The 20096-nt window shown below is 37.8% G+C and carries 14 protein-coding genes; 7 read left to right on the top strand and 7 right to left on the bottom strand.

Going from position 1 to position 20096, the window contains the following annotated elements:
• Positions 1 to 567, bottom strand: a complete 567-nt coding sequence (locus tag WH267_RS13255) for a DUF1599 domain-containing protein (protein WP_123319887.1) — start codon at positions 565 to 567, stop codon at positions 1 to 3.
• Positions 568 to 793: 226 nt separating this feature from the next.
• Here WH267_RS13255 and folP point away from each other — a divergent pair, with 226 nt between their 5' ends.
• The 7 genes from folP to ilvA all read left to right on the top strand — a co-directional run bounded on the left by folP (position 794) and on the right by ilvA (position 9155).
• Positions 794 to 1660 carry a dihydropteroate synthase gene (gene folP / locus WH267_RS13250; protein WP_165852275.1) on the top strand — a complete coding sequence of 289 codons (867 nt, stop codon included), beginning with the start codon at positions 794 to 796 and terminating at the stop codon, positions 1658 to 1660.
• A 367-nt stretch (positions 1661 to 2027) separates the two neighbouring features.
• Positions 2028 to 2900 carry a branched-chain-amino-acid transaminase gene (gene ilvE / locus WH267_RS13245; RefSeq protein WP_115972487.1) on the top strand — a complete coding sequence of 291 codons (873 nt, stop codon included), beginning with the start codon at positions 2028 to 2030 and terminating at the stop codon, positions 2898 to 2900.
• A 179-nt stretch (positions 2901 to 3079) separates the two neighbouring features.
• On the top strand, positions 3080 to 4756 hold the full coding sequence (gene ilvD, locus WH267_RS13240) for a dihydroxy-acid dehydratase (RefSeq protein WP_185148476.1): 1677 nt from the start codon (positions 3080 to 3082) through the stop codon (positions 4754 to 4756).
• 11 nt (positions 4757 to 4767) lie between these two features.
• The gene (ilvB, locus tag WH267_RS13235) at positions 4768 to 6492 is read left to right on the top strand and encodes a biosynthetic-type acetolactate synthase large subunit (protein ID WP_340008844.1); all 1725 of its coding nucleotides are present in this window, start codon (positions 4768 to 4770) and stop codon (positions 6490 to 6492) included.
• A 15-nt stretch (positions 6493 to 6507) separates the two neighbouring features.
• Positions 6508 to 6789, top strand: a complete 282-nt coding sequence (locus WH267_RS13230; RefSeq protein ID WP_115972490.1) for a hypothetical protein — start codon at positions 6508 to 6510, stop codon at positions 6787 to 6789.
• 43 nt (positions 6790 to 6832) lie between these two features.
• Positions 6833 to 7879: a ketol-acid reductoisomerase gene (gene ilvC / locus WH267_RS13225; RefSeq protein WP_123319882.1), complete on the top strand. Its 1047-nt coding sequence runs from the start codon at positions 6833 to 6835 to the stop codon at positions 7877 to 7879.
• Positions 7880 to 7892: 13 nt separating this feature from the next.
• Positions 7893 to 9155: a threonine ammonia-lyase IlvA gene (gene ilvA, locus WH267_RS13220; protein WP_340008842.1), complete on the top strand. Its 1263-nt coding sequence runs from the start codon at positions 7893 to 7895 to the stop codon at positions 9153 to 9155.
• Between the two features lie 132 nt (positions 9156 to 9287).
• Here the strand turns inward: ilvA and WH267_RS13215 are convergent, their stop codons facing one another.
• The 6 genes from WH267_RS13215 to alaS all read right to left on the bottom strand — a co-directional run bounded on the left by WH267_RS13215 (position 9288) and on the right by alaS (position 19801).
• Positions 9288 to 10757, bottom strand: a complete 1470-nt coding sequence (locus WH267_RS13215) for a M20/M25/M40 family metallo-hydrolase (protein WP_340008840.1) — start codon at positions 10755 to 10757, stop codon at positions 9288 to 9290.
• A gap of 6 nt (positions 10758 to 10763) precedes the next feature.
• Positions 10764 to 11000 carry a hypothetical protein gene (locus tag WH267_RS13210; RefSeq protein WP_340008838.1) on the bottom strand — a complete coding sequence of 79 codons (237 nt, stop codon included), beginning with the start codon at positions 10998 to 11000 and terminating at the stop codon, positions 10764 to 10766.
• Between the two features lie 26 nt (positions 11001 to 11026).
• Positions 11027 to 13423, bottom strand: a complete 2397-nt coding sequence (locus WH267_RS13205; protein ID WP_340008836.1) for a hypothetical protein — start codon at positions 13421 to 13423, stop codon at positions 11027 to 11029.
• A 224-nt stretch (positions 13424 to 13647) separates the two neighbouring features.
• Positions 13648 to 15462 (bottom strand): cytochrome-c peroxidase, encoded by a 1815-nt coding sequence (locus tag WH267_RS13200; protein ID WP_340008834.1) that lies wholly within the window; start codon positions 15460 to 15462, stop codon positions 13648 to 13650.
• A 63-nt stretch (positions 15463 to 15525) separates the two neighbouring features.
• Entirely contained in the window at positions 15526 to 17004 is a 1479-nt protein-coding gene (locus tag WH267_RS13195) for an alkaline phosphatase PhoX (RefSeq protein WP_340008832.1), read from the bottom strand.
• 193 nt (positions 17005 to 17197) lie between these two features.
• Complete coding sequence (gene alaS, locus WH267_RS13190) at positions 17198 to 19801, bottom strand: alanine--tRNA ligase (protein WP_340008830.1); 2604 nt, start codon at positions 19799 to 19801, stop codon at positions 17198 to 17200.
• Positions 19802 to 20096 lie beyond the last annotated feature (295 nt).

Raw genomic sequence — 20096 nt, 5'->3', positions numbered from 1 at the left:
TTAAATAGTTTTGGGTTCGAATTGGTTTTTTTGTTCAGAGAATTTAATCAGACAGAAAACAGCATAATTCAGCATATCGAAATAGTTGGCATCAAGGCCCTCAGATACGATGGTTTTTCCCTGATTGTCTTCAATCTGTTTAGTTCTTAATACTTTCTGATAAATCAAATCTGTAATAGAAGAGATTCTCATATCTCTCCATGCTTCCCCGTAATCATGGTTTTTTCTTTCCATTAAAGCCTGAGCTTCCCGGGAATATTTGTCATACAGACTTAAAATTTCTTCCTTATTTTCATTAAAATCATTGGAAAGTCCTTTTTCAAGCTGAATAAGCCCAATGATAGAGTAATTGACAATCGCGATAAATTCATCTTCCTCACTTTCATCCACCATTTTTACATCAGTCATTTGCAGCGTACGGATTCTGTTGACTTTAATATAAATCTGATCCGTAATGGAACTCGGTCTTAAAACCCTCCACGCCGGTCCGTAATCCTGTAACTTTTTACTGAAAAGATCACGACACTGACTGATAATTTTCTCGAACTGTACTGATGTTTTTGACATAAAATTTCTTAATCTTCCAAATATACGAATTCGGTTTTGTTTATGAAACGGGTCTGAGGGGAATCATGTTTGAGAGTTGTAGGGTTTTAGGGTAGGAGTGTAAGAGAGTGTGAAAGTATCGAGTGAAAAATAAGTAATTGAGATGATCTGATTTCTGGCTATTAGCCTCCTATTTCAAGTGCAAATCACTAATTTTGCAGTACATAAAATCATTTATAGACTTCTTATGTTTTCAAACTCTAAAGCGCTCGAACCCTCAAACCCTCAAACTTACTCTGTCAACTGTAATGGCAGGCTAGTACAATTAGACACTCCAAAGATCATGGGAATCCTGAATTTGACTCCGGATTCATTCTCAGATGGAGGAAAGTTTAATGATGAAAAACTGGCATTAAAACATGCAGAGAAACTGTTAAATGATGGAGCAGAAATTCTTGATATTGGCCCGCAATCCACCCGCCCAAACGCTGAATTTCTGAACAGTGAACAGGAAATTAACAGGATTGGAAATGTGATTTCTAATATCAAAAAAGAATTTCCGGAAGCATTGATTTCTTTGGATACATTTTACGCAGAAACAGTAAGGTTCGGCTTCAATGAAGGTATAGATATGATTAATGATATTTCTGGTGGGCAGTATGATGAAAAAATGTTTGATACAGCAGCAGAAACCAAGCTTCCGTACATTTTGATGCATATCAATCCGTCTTATAAAACTATGCATGATAAAGTTAAGTTTGAAGATATAACATTGGAGGTTAACAGATATTTTTCTGAAAAAACGAATGAATTGCTACAAAAAGGAGTAAAAGATATCATTTTAGACCCCGGTTTCGGCTTTGGAAAAACAGTAGAAGATCAGATGAAAATGATCAACGAGGTTGAATATTTTGGGTTTGGGAAATTTCCTTTACTGATCGGTATTTCAAGGAAATCATTTATCTATAAACCGCTTGGGAAATCTCCACTTGATATCAATGAGGAAACACAGAAATTACACATGAAAGTTCTGGAGCAGGGAGCCAAAATTATAAGAGTTCATGATGTGGCTGAAGCAAAAGAAACAATCAGTCATTTTTTACAGAAAAAATAAAAAGTGATAAAAAAACTTGTGGGTTTTTAAAAAGTTTATACATTTGCAGTATGAATTTTACGAATCAGAAAAATATTATTGTCATTTCTATTGCAGCTGTTGTCATTTACAACAGTAAGGAAACGGCATTTTAAAATAGATTTTTATTTAAATTATATATAAGCCGTTTCATTTTGAAGCGGCTTTTTTTATTTTAATTTTTAAAGTACAGGTATGTATCAGTTATTCGCAGTAATTATTATCGTCATTATTATTCCCTTACGTGTGTGAGACGGAAGATGTATGACTGTACATATATTGAGCCCTCTCACACTGTGAGAGGGCTTTTTTTATTCCCATTTCTTAAATTTTTAACCCCCACTATAACATGTATTACAACGACGACACGGTCATCTATTTTGATGGAAACTTCATGAAAGCCAAAGACGCAGGAACCAATCTTTACGGGCAATCTCTTCACTATGGATATTCTGTTTTTGAAGGAATCAAATCTTACAGTACAGCCCACGGAACAAAGATTTTTAAAGCAAAAGAACATTATGAAAGATTGAAAAGATCCGCAGAACTGATGCATATTCCCTTCAATTATTCAGTAGATCAGCTTACAGATCTTACTTATGAACTGCTGGAAAAAAACGGTTTCTCAGACGCTTATATCCGTCCTTTGGTGACCTGTTCTCCCAATATGTCCCTTTCAAAAGGTAAAGAATCCTATCTGTCCTTATTAGCCTGGGAGTGGAATAACGGTTATCTGGCAGATAAAATGAAGATCATGACATCAGAGTTTCAGCGCCCCAATCCAAAAGCTTTTAAAGTAGAAGCCAAAGTCGGCGGACATTACGTGAATTCTATTCTGGCCTGTCAGGATGCGAAAGACAAAGGTTATGATGAAGCTTTGGTATTGGATGAGAACGGGAATGTAGCAGAAAGCTCGGGAGCCAATGTCTTTTATGAAAAAGAGGGAACATTATTTACTCCGGCAAAAGGCAGTATTCTTCCGGGAATTACACGTCAGACAGTTTTTGAAATATGTAATGAATTGGATATTCCCGTTAAAGAAACCCTTTTTAAACCTGAAGAAATGAGAGGTGCTGATGCAGCTTTTTTCTGCGGTACTGCCGCTGAAATTGTAGCCCTGGATTCAATGGATGATATTCCTTTTACCAGGAGATGGGAAGATACAGCAAGTGAAAAAGTACAGCAGGCTTATTTGAAATTAGTAAGAGTTCTGTCATTGTAAATTTTAAAAATATAAACAATTGATTTTTAGATGGTTGAGTCTTTTTTGTAAACAGTTGGATATTGTAGTTTTCATGAAAATCAGAAATGAAGAAAATATTACAAGCTGTAGTTTTGAATCAGAATTAAGTAAATAAATGTCATTTTAAGAGATAATAAGAGTAGAAAATGCAGGATAATATGTTAAATAAATATTCAAAAACATTCACGCAGAATAGCGAACAGCCCGCTGCAAAAGCAATGCTGTATGGGATAGGCTTTACAGAAGAGGATATGCATAAGGCACAAGTCGGAATTGCCAGTATGGGATATGACGGAAACACCTGCAATATGCACCTCAACGATCTGGCCAGGGTAGTGAAAAAAGGAACCTGGGACCATGGATTAGCGGGATTAATTTTTAATACAATTGGAGTAAGTGACGGGATGAGTAATGGTACAGATGGAATGCGTTACTCACTTGTAAGCAGAGATGTCATTGCAGACAGTATTGAAGCGATCTGCGGAGCACAATATTACGACGGGCTTATTGCGCTACCTGGCTGTGATAAAAATATGCCGGGAACAATCATAGCGATGGGAAGGCTAAATAGACCCTCACTGATGGTATATGGTGGAACCATAGCCCCTGGATGCTATAAAGGAGAAACATTGAATATTGTTTCAGCTTTTGAGGCTTTAGGGAAAAAGATAGCAGGTGAAATCTCAGAAGAAGATTTTGATGGGGTAGTCAGAAATTCCTGTCCAGGTGCAGGCGCATGTGGAGGAATGTATACCGCGAATACGATGGCTTCTGCAATAGAAGCGTTGGGAATGAGTCTTCCGTATTCATCTTCTAATCCGGCTTTAAGCAAAGAAAAACAGGAAGAATGTATGCAGGCAGGAAAATATCTGAAGACGCTTTTGGAAAAAGATATTAAACCTTCAGACATTATGACGAGAAAGGCTTTTGAAAATGCACTTCGTGTAATCGTTGTTTTAGGAGGCAGTACCAATGCCGTTCTTCATTTTATAGCAATGGCCAAAAGTGTAGAAGTAGCTCTTACTCAGGATGATTTTCAAACGATGAGTGACTGCACGCCAATGCTGGCAGATCTTAAACCAAGTGGGAAATATCTGATGCAGGATTTACATGAGCATGGCGGAATACCTGCCGTAATGAAATATTTGTTGGAAGAAGGTTTGTTACATGGAGATTGCCTTACTGTTACCGGGAAAACATTAGCCGAAAACTTAGAACATGTCCCAACACTGGATTTTAATACTCAGAAAATTATAAGACCATTATCAAACCCCATAAAGCCTACCGGACATTTGAGAATTCTGTACGGAAATCTTGCAGAAAAAGGAAGTGTTGCCAAAATAACAGGTAAAGAAGGAGAGCGCTTTGTAGGGAAAGCCCGTGTATTTGATGGGGAGAAAAACCTCATCAAAGGAATAGAAAATGGAACCGTACAAAAGGGTGATGTCATTGTAATTCGTAATGAAGGGCCAAAAGGAGCTCCCGGAATGCCTGAGATGCTGAAACCTACCAGTGCTTTAATCGGTGCAGGGTTGGGAAGCAGTGTAGCTTTAATTACAGATGGTAGATTCAGTGGCGGAACTCATGGTTTTGTTGTGGGGCATATCACTCCCGAAGCTCATGAAGGCGGGCTGATTGCCTTTGTAGAAGATAATGACCTTATTGAAATAGATGCTGTACATAACACCATACAGCTTAAAGTTTCAGAGGAAGAAATTGAAAAAAGAAAACAAGGCTGGCAAAAGCCTGCTCTGAAAGTTAAAAAAGGATTGCTCTATAAATATGCATTAACGGTATCATCTGCAGCTGAAGGCTGTGTAACGGATGAAATTTAAAATCAAACATCATGAAGAATTTAAATCGATCAACAGAAACAGAACTGAGCGGAAGCCGGATTATTCTTGAGGCATTTCTTGGGGAAGGAGTAAAGACTGTTTTTGGGTATCCCGGAGGTGCTATTATTCCCATTTATGATGCGCTTTATGATTATAAAGATCAGCTGGAGCATATTCTTGTCCGCCACGAGCAGGCAGCAGTACATGCAGCACAGGGATTGGCAAGAGTATCCGGAAAAGTAGGAGTGGTAATGGCAACCAGCGGCCCGGGAGCTACAAACCTTGTGACAGGATTAGCAGATGCTTTACTGGATAATACTCCGCTTGTATGTATCACGGGACAGGTTTTTGAACATCTTTTAGGAACAGATGCTTTTCAGGAAATAGATGTTATGAATATCACCAGCCCGGTTACCAAATGGAATTATCAGGTGACTGATGCCAATGAGCTTCCGGAAGTTCTGGCTAAAGCATTTTATATCGCCAGATCAGGACGCCCGGGGCCGGTACTCATTGATGTGACAAAAAATGCTCAGTTACAGAAAGTATCATACAAAGAATATACTCCCTGCGATTCTTTAAGAAGTTATACACCTGACCCGATTCCATCGTTGGAAAATATTGAACAGGCAGGGGAACTCATTAACCAGGCCGAACGTCCGTTCATTATTGCAGGACAGGGAATTACGCTGGGGAAGGCAGAAAAGGAATTTTTGAAATTTGCAGAAAAATCCGGAATTCCGGTAGCATGGACTGTTTTAGGAATGGGTGTTCTTCCTACAGATCACCCTCAAGCTGTAGGGATGGTAGGAATGCATGGAAATTACGGACCTAATATCCTTACCAACCAATGTGATGTCCTGATTGCAATAGGAATGCGCTTTGATGACCGCGTGACCGGAAGGCTGGATCAGTATGCGAAACAGGCAAAGATCATTCATCTGGATATTGATAAAGCAGAGATCAATAAAAATGTAAAAGTGGATGTTCCGGTTCTTGGAAACTGTAAAGAAACTTTGCCTCTTCTTACAACGGTGATTCAAAAAAGAGAACATCCGGAATGGCATCAAAAATTTAAAGATTGTCTTGAGACAGAAAATATTAATCTGATTAATGATGAACTGTTTCCTACAGAAGAAGAAATTACAATGGGAGAGGTGATCCGGTATCTTAATGAAATGACGATGGGAAAGGCTGTTATTGTAACAGATGTGGGACAACACCAGATGGTAACCTGCCGGTATTCAGAATTTAAATTTCCAAGAACTAATGTTACCAGCGGAGGATTGGGAACGATGGGATTCTGCCTTCCTGCTGCAATAGGAGCTGTTTATGGAGAACGTGAGCTTCCGGTGATCGCAGTGATGGGAGATGGAGGTGCCCAAATGAATATTCAGGAGTTGGGAACCATCATGCAGTATCGTCCGGAGGTTAAAATTTTAATTCTGAATAACAGTTATCTGGGAATGGTAAGGCAGTGGCAGGAGCTGTTCCATGAAGAGCGCTATTCTTCTGTAGATATCCAGAGTCCGGAGTTTGTACAGGTGGCAGGCGGATATCATATTTCCGGAAGAAAAATTACACAAAGAGAAGATCTTAAAGAAGCACTTAGAGAAATGCTTACTCATAAAGGGGCGTTCCTGCTGGAGGTTATGACAGGAAAAAAACATAATGTATTTCCGATGATTCCACAGGGAAAGAGTGTTTCAGAAATTGTATTGAATAATCAACAGTAAAGTAAACAGAAAAATATGAAAAAAGAACATAAAGAGTATACGATAACAGCCTATACAGAGGATTGTTTGGGGCTGATCAGTAGGATCAATGCTATTTTCTCAAGAAGAAGGATTTCCATGGTGAATTTCAATATGGGCCCTGTTGAAACAGAGAATATAAGAAAGTTTGTGATCACCATCAGGGAAACAGAGGAATCTGTTCAGAAGATCACCAGACAAATGGAAAAACAGGTAGATATATTGGAGGTTCATTATCACAGGAATCCATATTTCACAGCAATAGAACATGCTAGTTAAGTAGAAAATTAAAATTATAAATAACAAAATTAAATTATAGAAAATGGCAAAATTAAATTTCGGAGGAGTAGAAGAAAATGTAGTAACAAGAGAAGAATTTCCATTAAAAAAAGCTCAGGAAGTATTAAAAGATGAAGTAGTGGCTGTCATTGGTTACGGAGTACAGGGACCAGGGCAGGCGCTTAATCAGAAAGATAATGGCGTTAATGTAATCGTAGGGCAGAGAAAGAATTCGAAATCCTGGGATAAAGCTGTGGCAGACGGGTTTGTACCGGGTGAAACATTATTTGAAATAGAAGAAGCTTTAGAGAAAGGAACAATTATCTGTTACCTTCTGAGTGATGCTGCACAAATTGAATATTGGCCCAAAGTAAAGCAGCATCTTACACCCGGAAAAGCATTGTACTTCTCACATGGCTTTGGAATTACCTTTAGTGAACGTACCGGAATTGTTCCTCCGGCAGATGTAGATGTTTTTCTGGTAGCTCCCAAGGGATCAGGAACTTCATTAAGAAGAATGTTCCTTCAGGACAGAGGTCTGAACAGTAGTTTTGCCGTTTATCAGGACGCCACAGGAAAAGCCAGAGAGAGAGTAACCGCTCTGGGAATTGCGATAGGAAGCGGATATTTATTTGAAACAGATTTTAAAAAAGAAGTATACAGCGATCTTGCCGGAGAAAGAGGAACATTGATGGGAGCAGTACAGGGAATATTTGCGGCACAATACGATGTATTAAGGAAAAACGGACACAGTCCTTCAGAAGCATTTAATGAAACTGTGGAAGAACTTACCCAATCCCTTATGCCGTTAGTAGCAGAAAACGGAATGGACTGGATGTATGCCAATTGCAGTACAACCGCTCAAAGAGGTGCTTTGGATTGGTGGAAGCGTTTCAGAGATGCCACTTCTCCTTTATTTGAGGAATTGTATGATAATGTTGCCGCGGGAAATGAAGCCCAAAGATCAATTGACAGTAACAGCAAGCCTGATTACAGAGAAAAACTGGAGGTTGAATTAACAGAGCTGAGAGAAAGTGAAATGTGGAGGGCAGGAAAAACTGTACGCAGCCTGAGACCGGAGAATAATTAATACATAAAGAAAAATGAGGACGGGAGAAACTGATTTATCCATGTTGGATACTGTTTATAAAGCAGCAGAAAGACTTAAAAATGTGTGTATCAAAACCCCTTTGGCTGTTAATAATAATTTGTCAGGGGCTTATAATGCAAAAATATACTTTAAAAGAGAAGATCTTCAACGGGTAAGATCTTATAAAATTCGAGGTGCTTACAATAAAATGACAACGATGTCCCAGGAAGAGCTTTCCAGAGGAATTGTTTGTGCCAGTGCCGGAAATCACGCTCAGGGGGTTGCTTTTGCATGCCATATGATGAAAGTGAAAGGAACTATTTTTATGCCTTTACCCACTCCCGGACAAAAATTGGAGCAGGTCAGGATGTTTGGTGGTGATGATATTGAAATTATCCTGTATGGAGATACCTTTGATGAAGCAAAAGAAGCTGCGATGAGGTTTTGTAATGAACAGGATGGAATATTCATTCATCCCTTTGATGATCCTGCGATCATTGAAGGGCAGGCTACAACGGCACTGGAAATTCTGGATCAGGCAGAAGCCCCTATTGATTATCTTTTTGTTCCCATTGGTGGTGGTGGCTTGGCAGCAGGTGTTTGTTCCGTATTTAAGGAACTGTCTCCCCAAACCAAAATTATCGGGGTAGAACCTTCAGCTGCGGCAAGCATGAAAAAAGCCCTTGAAGCCGGAAAACCTGTACACCTTGAAAAAATCAGCCGTTTTGTAGATGGTGCCGCAGTACAGCAGGTAGGCAATCTCACTTTTGAACTGTGCAAAAATACATTGCATGATATGGTGACAGTAGAAGAGGGGCTTGTGTGTGAAACGATCCTTTCCTTATATAACAAAGATGCTATCGTTGCGGAACCGGCAGGTGCCCTTTCTGTGGCTGCATTAGAAAAATATAAAGATCAGATACAGGGTAAAAATGTAGTATGTATTATCAGTGGAAGCAATAATGATATCACCAGAATGGAAGAAATTAAGGAAAAAGCTTTGCTGTATTCCAACTTAAAGCATTATTTTCTTGTGAGGTTTCCTCAGCGTCCCGGAGCTTTGAAGGCCTTTGTTATGGATGTGCTCGGACCTAATGATGATATTACTTTTTTTGAATATACTCAGAAAAATTCAAAAGAAAAGGGGATCGCTGTGGTAGGAATTGCATTAAAACAAAAAGAAGATTTCACTCCACTCATGGACAAGATGAAAAAGCAGGATTTTTTTGTGAACTATCTTAATAACGATCCGTCTTTGATGAATCTGCTGATTTAATTGTTATAAAGATGAGTCTAAAATCTCACCATATTTTTATTAGCCATGAATGCACTAATGATTTTATTCGTGTATTCGTGGCATTAAAACAAGAAAAATCCGGTTCACATTCGTGAACCGGATTTGGTCATTTTATCTTTCAAGCGTAAAATTCGAAATAACTTTCGGACGTTCAGTCTCATTAGCTACTTTCCAGGATGTTCTGTACATCCATTCCGTCATTTTATACAGCTTTTTGTAGTTGATGTTTTCAGATTCATCCTGCGGAGTGTGGTATTGGTCATGCAGTACACTGGTAAAAAACACTGCCGGAATCCCAATTTTAGCATACGGAAGATGATCACTTCTGAAATAAAAATATTCAGCATGATTCGGAGAATCCCAATCTTTTAAATACTTGAACTTTGTACTTTCATTATTGGCATCTTCAGCCATTTTTACAAGCTCTTCAGAGTTTTTGTGAGGGGCGTTTCCTCCTAATAAAGCAGCCTCATTATTATCATTTCTTCCGATCATATCACCGTTCAGTACGGCTACAATTTTCTCTTTCGGAACTACAGGATGGGCAGCATGCCATCTCGAACCTAATAAACCTCTTTCTTCAGCACCATGGAAGACAAACAGAATACTTCTTTTTCCCGGCTGCTTTTTATAAGCTCTTGCCATGGCCAGCATCGCAACACAGGTACTGGCATTGTCATCAGCACCATTATAGATCGTGTCGTTTTTTACAGGATGTCTGATTCCGTCGTGATCCTGATGCCCGCTCAGCAGAACATATTCGTTTTTAAGGACAGGGTCTGTCCCTTCAATTTTCCCAATGATATTTACTGAAGGATATTTGTACGTTTCAGTCATCAGGCTAAGAGAAACTTTAGGATTGTTTTTTACCCAGTTGGCATTCTCTCTCTTGATCCAGAGAACAGGGATATTATTGGTGATTTTCTCTCTTAATCCTTCTACACCATAGCTGCCTCTGGTCATTTGAGGAAGTACTTCCACCCAGCTTTTTTCAGAAATATCATCCGTAATGAAAATGATAGCTTTTGCTCCCAGTTCATTCGCTTTATTGTAATATTTTGTTCTTACAAATCCGGGATATCTTCTTACAAAAAGAGTCATCTCCTTATCAATGTTTTTATCAGAAGCATAGATAGCAAGAACTTTTCCTTTAAGGTTTAGCTTAGAAAGATCTTCGGGTTCTGTATTCCCGGCGTATACAATTTCTGCATCTAACGAAGCATTTACAGGTTCTGCAACAAGGAAATCTTTCCACAATTGTAGCGAGGTATCTCCGATTTTCAGGGTGCTTTGCGGAGTCGTCTGATGTCTGTACATCTCAAAAAACTGGAAAAAAGTATCGTTGTCACCCGCAGGTTTCATTCCGGTTTCTTTAGCTTTATCAGCCAGCCACATAGATACTTTCAACTCATCCAGTGTTCCTGCTTCACGACCCCAGAACTGATCGGCGGCCATTTCATACATATCCTTTCTGAGATCCGTTTCTTTAATAGCTGATACCAGTGGCTTTTTGTAGCCCTGGGCGTTTCCGATACTGAAGACAAGAAGCCCCAGCAATGAAAAAATATAGTTCTTATTCATCAGCTTTTAATTTAAACTGCCAAGTTTGTCGGCAAACTGTTTTGAGAATTCTTTTCTGTCCTCTTCCAGTTTCTCTGCATCAGTAGGTAAAATATAGTTGAAAAGAATCTTGTCCTCGCTGTCTAAAAATATAATTTCTTTTTCATTTCCGTCAATCATCTGTGAGAAAATAACCCACATGGAAGTGTCTTTTAATTTTAATAATTCAAAAAAGGCTTCCGCTTTTATTTCTATTCTTTGCATGTTAATGATATGTGTAATTTTTTTGCTTAAAATTCCAGGAATTTTAATTTAAACTGAATGGCAAAATTCTGTTTGAATTGTGGAGTAGCATAATAACCTACTCTGTAGAATAATCCCAGGTTGAAGTAGCTGGAGAGGAAGTTATTCCATTCCAATCCTACTTCCTGATACAGGTGATCTAATTCTTTAAACCTGAACTGATGGTATTCCGGGTGTTTCATATCTCCAATCGTTCCGCGAAGTACAAAATCAAAACTGGAAACATTATGTCCGAAACTCTTGAAATACAAAGGCAGTTTGTGCGTGAAATAATACGCGACAAATTTATCATTATAGTATTTTCCCCCCTCCAATGTAGCAAATCCAAGGAATGAAGTAAGGTTAAAATTAAAATCTTTGCCAGGTGATGCCAGTCCGTTCATTGTGAAATTCTTCCAGATTGGAGCTTCTCCCAAAACCACTCCTCCGTACAGTCTGAAACCTGTTGTTCCGATGGCGGTCTTGAAATTATGTACAAAAAGCGCATCAAAACGGGAATAATTGAAGCTTCCGCCTGCCATTTTGTAGCTTTGTTCATAGTTAAAATACAGCTCCGGATATTTCTGATCGATCAGGGATTTTCCCTGAGGGGTCATAATATTGGTTGAATTAGGTGAATATTTTAAGGTAAACAACGTGTTGAAATTCTTAAAGGAAGCTCCGCCATCCCTGAATTGGTAATCAAACTGAGCTTCTTCAATATTTCTTCTTACGGCTAAGGCAAGGGTGAGACCATTCGTTACGTCATTCAGATAAGATAATGATGCTCCTTTGAAGTGGAAATACTTATCATTATTAAGATTATTTCCAAAATTCATCATTCTCATCTTAAAGTTCCAGAGTCTTCTGTAGAACTCACCAGAAGCGGTTACATCATCATAAAAGTCAAATCTGAAAAAGGAATTCTTTTCCAAAGTTGTTTTAATATCTATTCCCATTCCGTATTTCCATCTTCGGTCTTTTACACCATACGCAAAATAATAATCCGGAGAGAAGTAAGGGTTGAAGTTTTCATTGATCTTAGCTTTTAATCCCAATCTGAATCCTTCGTACGAGTTAAAGTTTGCAATTTCATCTACGGCAAAATCTACGACACCTACTCTGATCTGCCCGTTAAGCAGCCCGGAAATGATCTGCGCTTTGCTGTCAATTTTATATTTTTTACCTAAACTGTCAACAGTTTTATAGGTATTCTTCTCCCTTTCAGTAAGAGGCTCGGTTCTGTATCGGTCAAGAGAATGCCCGTCAATGCTTTTTACATCAAAAGTATATCCTTTGAAGTCCTTGGCTTTTTCTTCAATGGGAGATTGAAAATCAAAATATTTTGAGGTAAGAAAAGCATAAGTTCCAAAGCTTTTTTTGTCCTTTTTGTCTGCATGTTCCTTATCGTCCATGGCCATTTTACCCATTTTAAGTTTGGTCTTTTCATGGGCAAGAAACCATTTGTTGTTGTAGAAAATCCAGGTGCTGGTAATAATTCCGTCATTCTTGTTTTTACTGAAGTTTTCAATTTTTTTGATCCCGTAGGTTTCAGTATCTATGTAGATGGCTCCGGTATATTTTCTTTTTTTGTCAGGATTTTTATAATTGACCTCACGGAAGCGGATCACAAAGTTTTTTCTTCCGTCAAGTTCGATGGTATCAGAAAGGAAGTACCTGTAAAGCCCCCTGTTTTCAGGTTTTACCTGTTCAGGGACAATATCCCTGTTGCTTTGCTGAAGGGCAATCATTTCATAGACCGGCTGTTTCAGTCCTGAAATCCTGTTATCTAGAATATTGATCTTTTCACCATATTTTTTAGAGTATAAAAACTCCTGTGCTCTTTCCCAGAGAAAGAGTTTGCTTTTCGCAAATATTTTCCTTGCATTGATGTTATTCAGTGAGTCTTTTTCCCTCTTTTTCTTGAAGAAATTTAAATCGTTAAAATACTGGTTAAATTGAGAAAGACTGTCTTCATCAATGTCCAGAGAGATCTTTTCGTACGATTTATAAGCATAGGAGCCTAAGCTTTTAGGAGAATTCTCGTTGAATAGTTTGTTGACCTTTTTCAGGATTTCCAAAGCTCTCGGATCACTTTTATCTTCAATCACTACCATTTCAATATTGGTGGTCTTTGAAGATTTTTTATTTAGAGAAACCTCCATACTGCTTTCTACAGTTGTGGTTTCTTTTTGGAAAGATTCAGCTTCAACCTCAATATTCTGGCATGCTGTTTTAAACTCCAGGACTCCCAGAGTATTGGTATAGCCAAGAATGGTAGTACCACAGAAAACCTTGGCATTGGAGACTGGCTTTTGAGTGGAGCCGTCAACAACTTTAATTTTCAGCTGTGAATACCCCAGAAAGCATATCAGGAAAAATAATAACTGTAAACCCCTTTTCATGTAAAAAAACTATGTCAAAAATAATGATATTTATTGTGGTAGAAAAGTTTTTAACACAGTATAACATTGATTTAATCTAATATAAGGATGGATGTTTTCCTAAAACAGCTGATTGAAATTCTGACTTCAGATGGTGTTTCTGTATTTTTCGAGAATTTCCAATAAAAAAACTCCCGAATTCTATCTGCTCAGGAGTTTTTATCGTTTTTTGGAGGTTGGATTGTTTACCGATCATCTAAAGCCCTCATAAATTCAATAATATTATTTATTTCAGGTTCGGTCAGTTGCAGCGGAGCATCAGAAAGGGTCTGGTTTTCTACTTTAAATCCAAAACCTTTTCCACCGCCTTTATTATAAAAGTTCATGACTTCTTTCAAAGTTTTATAACCTCCATTGTGAATGTAAGGTGCAGTTTTATTAATGTTTCTGAGGGTAGGAGTTTTGAAAGAATGCTGTAGTGAAGCCACCGTTTCATGAAATTTTCCTCTTCCCAGGTCATTGTCAAATGTTTTATTTTCTCCATTCGTAGCTGTTCCCAACACTTCCTGTTCTGTTTTTTTGAAAGTAGGGGGAACGGTACCATTGAACAAAGGAATGAAATGGCATATTGCACATTGAGCTTTTCCTACAAAAAGATTAAACCCTCGTTTCTGGTTTTCACTCATCGCCGATTTATTTCCCCGCATGTATTCATCAAAATTGGAATTGAATTTTGCTAAAGAACGTATATAACTTGCCAATACATTCTGAAGCTGCCACACCTCAGTTTTTTGTGAATGATAAATCTTTTTAAATGCAGCCTGATAATTTCTATCCTGGTTAATTTTGGCAAGAATAACATTTAAATCACCGTGCATTTCTTCTTTATTAGAGATAACATCTGAGCTTTGCCCTTCCAGATCATCTTTCCTCATATCCCAAAACTGACCATGCTGAAACCCGGCATAGTTGAGAGAAGGAGCATTCCTTGTAAGTTCTGAATTTTCAAGTGACATAGATTTCGCAAGGCCATCAGTAAATGCTTTTTCAGGAATGTGACAGGTTGCACAGCTGCGGTTGTTGTTATTTGATAAAATAGGGTCATTAAAAAGCTGATGTCCGAGAGTTGCTTTTTCTTCAGAAAAAGCATATTCTTTTCCTGGAGTGAAAGCATTAGGGTTGAAGGCATTTTTAGAGAAAAAAGTAGCTGCATTTTTGTTTAAGGCAGTCGTAACTTCTACATCAGGGATTTTTTCCTGATTTTTAAAATCAAGCATCAGATCGGTGATTTTATTGAGATGATCCGGTATAAAACTTATGTAATCGAATGTATTCTTGTCTGTATTTTTTTTCAGGACTTCAGTGGCAGCATTGATTTCCGTTATAATACTTTTTAGAGCTTTGTCTTTTGATCTGTCAGTTGATATCTGCTCCAACGTTTCTTTAATACCTTCCAGGGAAGAAGGAATTTCCTTTAAAAATACTCCGGAAATGGGGGTGTCAAAACCTGAAATTCCCAGACTGGAAATTCTGAAAGCTTCCTGTCTCAAAGCATCAAAAACCTGATCTTTACTGACGGTGATAACCTGGAAATTGGTTTTTATGGTATTGCTTTTATTGATGAGTTTGCTGAGCATCCTGTTTATCTCATCTTTATTTTCTTTCTGATAGGGATACAGCATTTCTTCCAGAACCTGCAGCCCTTCAGGTTCTATTTCTGTGTGTTCATCCATTTCTATTTCAGGAAGCGCCGGCCCGTTAATAAATCTGGCAGAGTGGGGAAGAAAGTATTCTATGGCCCATTCCATTTTTTTGTAGGTCTTTCTGATACTCTCAAACTTCTTCTGGAGAAGTTTTTCATCAGAGTCTTTGGAAACCAGGGTTTTCAGTTCATTGATCTGTTTTTCAAAATCAGTATTGATGGTTGTGATCCTGTTTTTTACAGAACCCAGATCTTCATATACCGGCTGCTGCTTTTCTCTTTTACAATATGAAAGGACAAAAAGAGCTGTTGCGGAATATAAAAGAAGAAGTATCGGATATTTTGAAAGTTTCTTCATAAGTATGAAAAAGTATCAACAGAGATCTTCTGTTGATACTTGGATTAATAGGAGTAATTAAAACTATTTTTCTACGTTTCTGATAATTACAATTTGTCCACCTTCTTTGTTGGTGTTGATTGCAGAACCGTCAGGATTTTTAAATTTATCCAGCTGCCATGTGTGAGAGTGGATATTAACGGCAAATGTATTAGGAACCCTGATGATATCAGAAATATCAACCATTGCTCCATATTCCCAGGAACCGAATTTCTGAAGATCTCCGGATTGGTTGTATGCCGTGTTCCATGCAGCATTACCTCTGTTATGTTTCATATTCAGCCATGGCTTATATTGCTTTGTTGCAATATTCAATTGCCAGATATGAGAATCATGATTTGCAGCCTTATAATATGAATCTCCATCTTCCTGGATGTAAACATAGTTTTCAGTTACACATAAATTATCAGGATTGATCAGGTTATTTCCTGGGTTAGAATCTCCCTCTGCAACTACTTCTAATTTTCCTGTCAGCATATTGCTGGAGTTAAGCACAAGTTTGTAAACTCTTCCCCACATCGTTAATCCAGGTTTTGGACTTACCCCATCAGAAGATTCTCCGGTAGCGGTAAAGTAGATTTCTCTTCCTTTTCCTGCTCCTTTTCTGTAGTCCACATCTTCAACCCTTGAAAAACGGATCGCATTATTATCAATGTTTTTCTGATTAATCTGAGCTCCGGTAAGGTTTTTAGCGTTAGGAATCTCAACAAACTCTACGTCGTAGTTGTTTCCTTTCGTCATATCCGTTTCAGTATAATTATTGTTGGTTCTTTTAAGAGCATACAGTTTACCGTTATCCAGATCTCCCTGAGTATTGGCAACATACATGATCAGCTGTCCTGCAGACTGGTGAGAAGAAGAATAAGACTGGTCTTCGCCAATCAGAATATAAGATTTTCCATTGGAAACATCCTTAGGAAGTGGAACTGCATTTTCCATAGAAGCTTTTCCTAAAGCCGGTTTTACTCTGGTTTTATCCGATGCCTGAGATGCTGGTGCCAATGGATTCAGAGCATGAACCATACTTTCTTCACCAGATTCTCCGGCAGTAAGGAATGCACTGAAGCCATGAATTTCAGGGGTCGCTAGGGTAGCAGAACATAATCTTGTCATTCCTCCGGATCCATTTAAAATATATTCTCCTTTTACAGGTCTGAAAGTTTTATCCAGATATACTCTAGATACAGACTGCTTGATCTCATGGTTGGTAATCATCAGGTAACCGTCTGAGTTAGGATCTTTCATGATTCCCATTCCGTCAGGCTGTCCTCCGAAAACGAAATCAGGAGAACCTGAAAGAACATCAGAACTGGAAATAAGTGTGGTAATATTTAAGTTTTCAAAACCCGTCATCCCATAAACAAAAGCGGACTCTTTAGAAAAATTTTCAATCTTGACCTTGTCATTGACAGGGTTGTTTTGATCCCCGTTATCATCATCATTACAGCCTTGAAAAACAAGTGCTGCAAAGACTAGGGCTCCAATAGTTTTATTAATTTTCATAATTAATTTTTTTGAATTTCGATTATGACAAAACTAAGTACATAGTGTTAATTAGACTTTACGGGGAGAAAACAAATAGTTTAAGATTATGTAATGGTTTGTTAAGGAATAGTCAATAATTAGAATGGATATAAATAAAAAACACCTGAATGAATTCATTCAGGTGTTTTTCAATATGTTGAATTATTTTTTATTAAATATTCAAAGCTTTCTGATAAGCATTTTCCAATCCATCAAGGTTTTTACCTCCAGCTGTTGCGAAGCCAGGATTTCCACCTCCACCACCTTGGATTTCTTTAGCAAGATCCTTTACAATAGCTCCTGCCTGATAATCTGCTGCCAGATCATCAGAAACTCCTACCGTGATCATTGGTTTACCATCCGCATCAGAAAGAATGATCGTTACCGAAGTTGGAATCTCTTTCTTCAACTGGAATACGATATCTTTAACAGAGCCAGCATCTAAAGAAGTCTTTTTTACTAATAGCTGTTTGTTACCTTTCTGCTCATAAGCATTTTTCCAGTCACCGATTTCTCCTTTTGCCTTTTCTTTTTTAAAGGCTTCTACTTCAGTCTTTAATGATGTATTTTCTTCGATTAATTTCTCAATAGATCTTACAACATCTTTAGACTTTAATAATTGAGAAAGTTCAATGATCTGTTTTTCAAGACCTTTGAAGTATTCTTCAGATTTGTCTCCTGAAATGGCTTCAATTCTTCTGATTCCTGCTGCTGCAGAACCTTCGGAAGTGATTTTGAAATGACCGATTTCGCTGGTGTTTTTTACGTGAGTCCCTCCACAAAGTTCCTTAGAACTTCCGAATTGGATCATTCTCACATTGTCACCATATTTTTCACCAAATAAAGCCATTGCTCCTTTTTCTAAAGCTTCCTTAATTGGGATGCTTCTGAATTCCTGTAATGCAATGCTTTCTTTGATCTTGTGGTTTACTTTTTCTTCAATTAAAGCGATTTCTTCTTCAGTCATTTTATTAAAATGAGAGAAGTCGAAACGCAGATAATCAGGACCTACGTAAGAACCTTTTTGCTCTACGTGAGTTCCCAGAACATCTCTTAATGCCTCATGTAAAAGGTGAGTTACAGAGTGATTACCCTGAGAGTTCTTTCTGTCAGTTGCATTTACTTTAGCATAGAAAAGAGCACCTGCATCTTTAGGAAGACCGTTGATTAAAGAAATGATCAGACCATTTTCTTTTTTAGTTTCCAATACTTCGAAGCTTTCTGTAGCATTTTCAAGAACTCCTGTATCTCCAACCTGTCCACCACCTTCAGGGTAGAAAGGAGAGTTGCTCAGTACTACCTGATAAAATTCACCGTCTTTATTTTCTATCTTTCTGTATCTTGTAATATAGGTTTCAGCCTCAATCTGATCATATCCAACGAATGTTTCAGGCTTTTCTTCTACAATAACCCAGTCATAGACTTTCTTAGTAGAACTCACTTTTGAACGAAGCTTTTGCTTCTCCATTTCAGCTTCAAATCCTTTTTCATCAATGGTTAATCCTTTTTCCTCAGCGATAATTCTCGTTAAGTCATCAGGGAAACCGTAAGTATCATATAATTCGAAAACCTCTTCGCTTGATAATACTTTCAGATTATCAGCAATAGTCTGTTGAATCAGTTTATCAACTCTGATCAGACCATTTTCAATAGTTTTTAAGAATGAATCTTCTTCACTTTTGATAACTTCTGTTACCAAAGCTCCCTGCTTTTCAAGCTCAGGGAAGAAAGTTCCCATTTGTTCCTGAAGAACAGCAACCAATTTGTAAAGGAAAGGTTCTTTCATATCTAAGAATCGATAAGAATAAGAAATTCCTCTTCTCAAAATTCTTCTGATAACATAGCCAGCTCCTCCGTTTGAAGGCAATTGTCCGTCTGCAATCGCAAAAGAGACAGCTCTGATGTGATCAACAACTACACGAATTGCAATATCTTTTTCATCTTCTAAAATTCCGGTATATTTTTTCCCTGAAAGTTCTTCAACCTTCGCAATGAGCGGAGTGAAAACATCAGTGTCATAGTTGGAAGATTTCCCTTGAAGCGCCATACAAAGACGCTCAAAGCCCATTCCTGTATCTACATGTTGAGCAGGTAATTTTTCCAGAGAACCATCTGCTTTTCTGTTAAATTCCATGAAAACGAGATTCCAGACTTCCACCACTTGAGGGTGATCGTTGTTCACCAGTTCCAAACCAGAAACTTTAGCTTTTTCTTCTGGAGTTCTTAAATCGATATGGATTTCTGAACAAGGTCCACAAGGTCCGCTTGCGCCCATTTCCCAGAAGTTGTCTTTCTTATTTCCGTTGATGATTCTATCCTCAGCAATATGAGATTTCCAGAAATCATAAGCATCTTGGTCTCTGTTAAGGTTTTCAGATTGATCACCTTCGAAAATCGTTACATATAAATTATCTTTTGGTATTCCGTATACTTCAGTCAGTAATTCCCAGGCAAAAGCAATAGCCTCCTTTTTGAAGTAATCCCCGAAAGACCAGTTCCCCAACATTTCAAACATGGTATGGTGGTAAGTATCTCTACCTACATCATCCAAATCATTATGTTTTCCTGAAACTCTTAAACACTTTTGTGTATCGGCAATTCTTGGGGCCGTAGGTGTTTTGTAGCCAAGGAAAAAATCCTTGAACTGCGTCATTCCTGAGTTGGAAAACATAAGGGTAGGGTCGTCTTTCAGCACAATAGGAGCTGAAGGAACGATAAGGTGCTCCTTACTTTTAAAATAGTCTAAAAATTTTTGACGTATCTCTTGTGATGTCATAGTATTGCTTTTGCTTTTTTTTAATATCAAATTTTGATAAGATGCAAATTTAAGATTTTTAGGTGATTTAATATCCAATATTTCATATTTTCAAGGATGTTTTATCAAATGCCGGACATAATAATTATTCGTGATTAGAAATATATACTTATATAGGCTCCTAAGTTTTTATTAAATGACCAGATGTAAATATTTTTGTATGATATCCTGCGTTATTTTTTACCACGGATGCACGAATAACCTTATTCTATGTATCTGTGTTGTAAAAATCAAACTATTATTTAAATCACATAGA

Origin of the sequence: Chryseobacterium sp. MYb328 (assembly GCF_037572595.1) — a bacterium.
GTDB lineage: Bacteria > Bacteroidota > Bacteroidia > Flavobacteriales > Weeksellaceae > Chryseobacterium > Chryseobacterium pennae.
The sequence above is the reverse complement of the archived record's forward strand: the minus strand, read 5'-3'. Positions and strand labels throughout refer to the sequence as shown.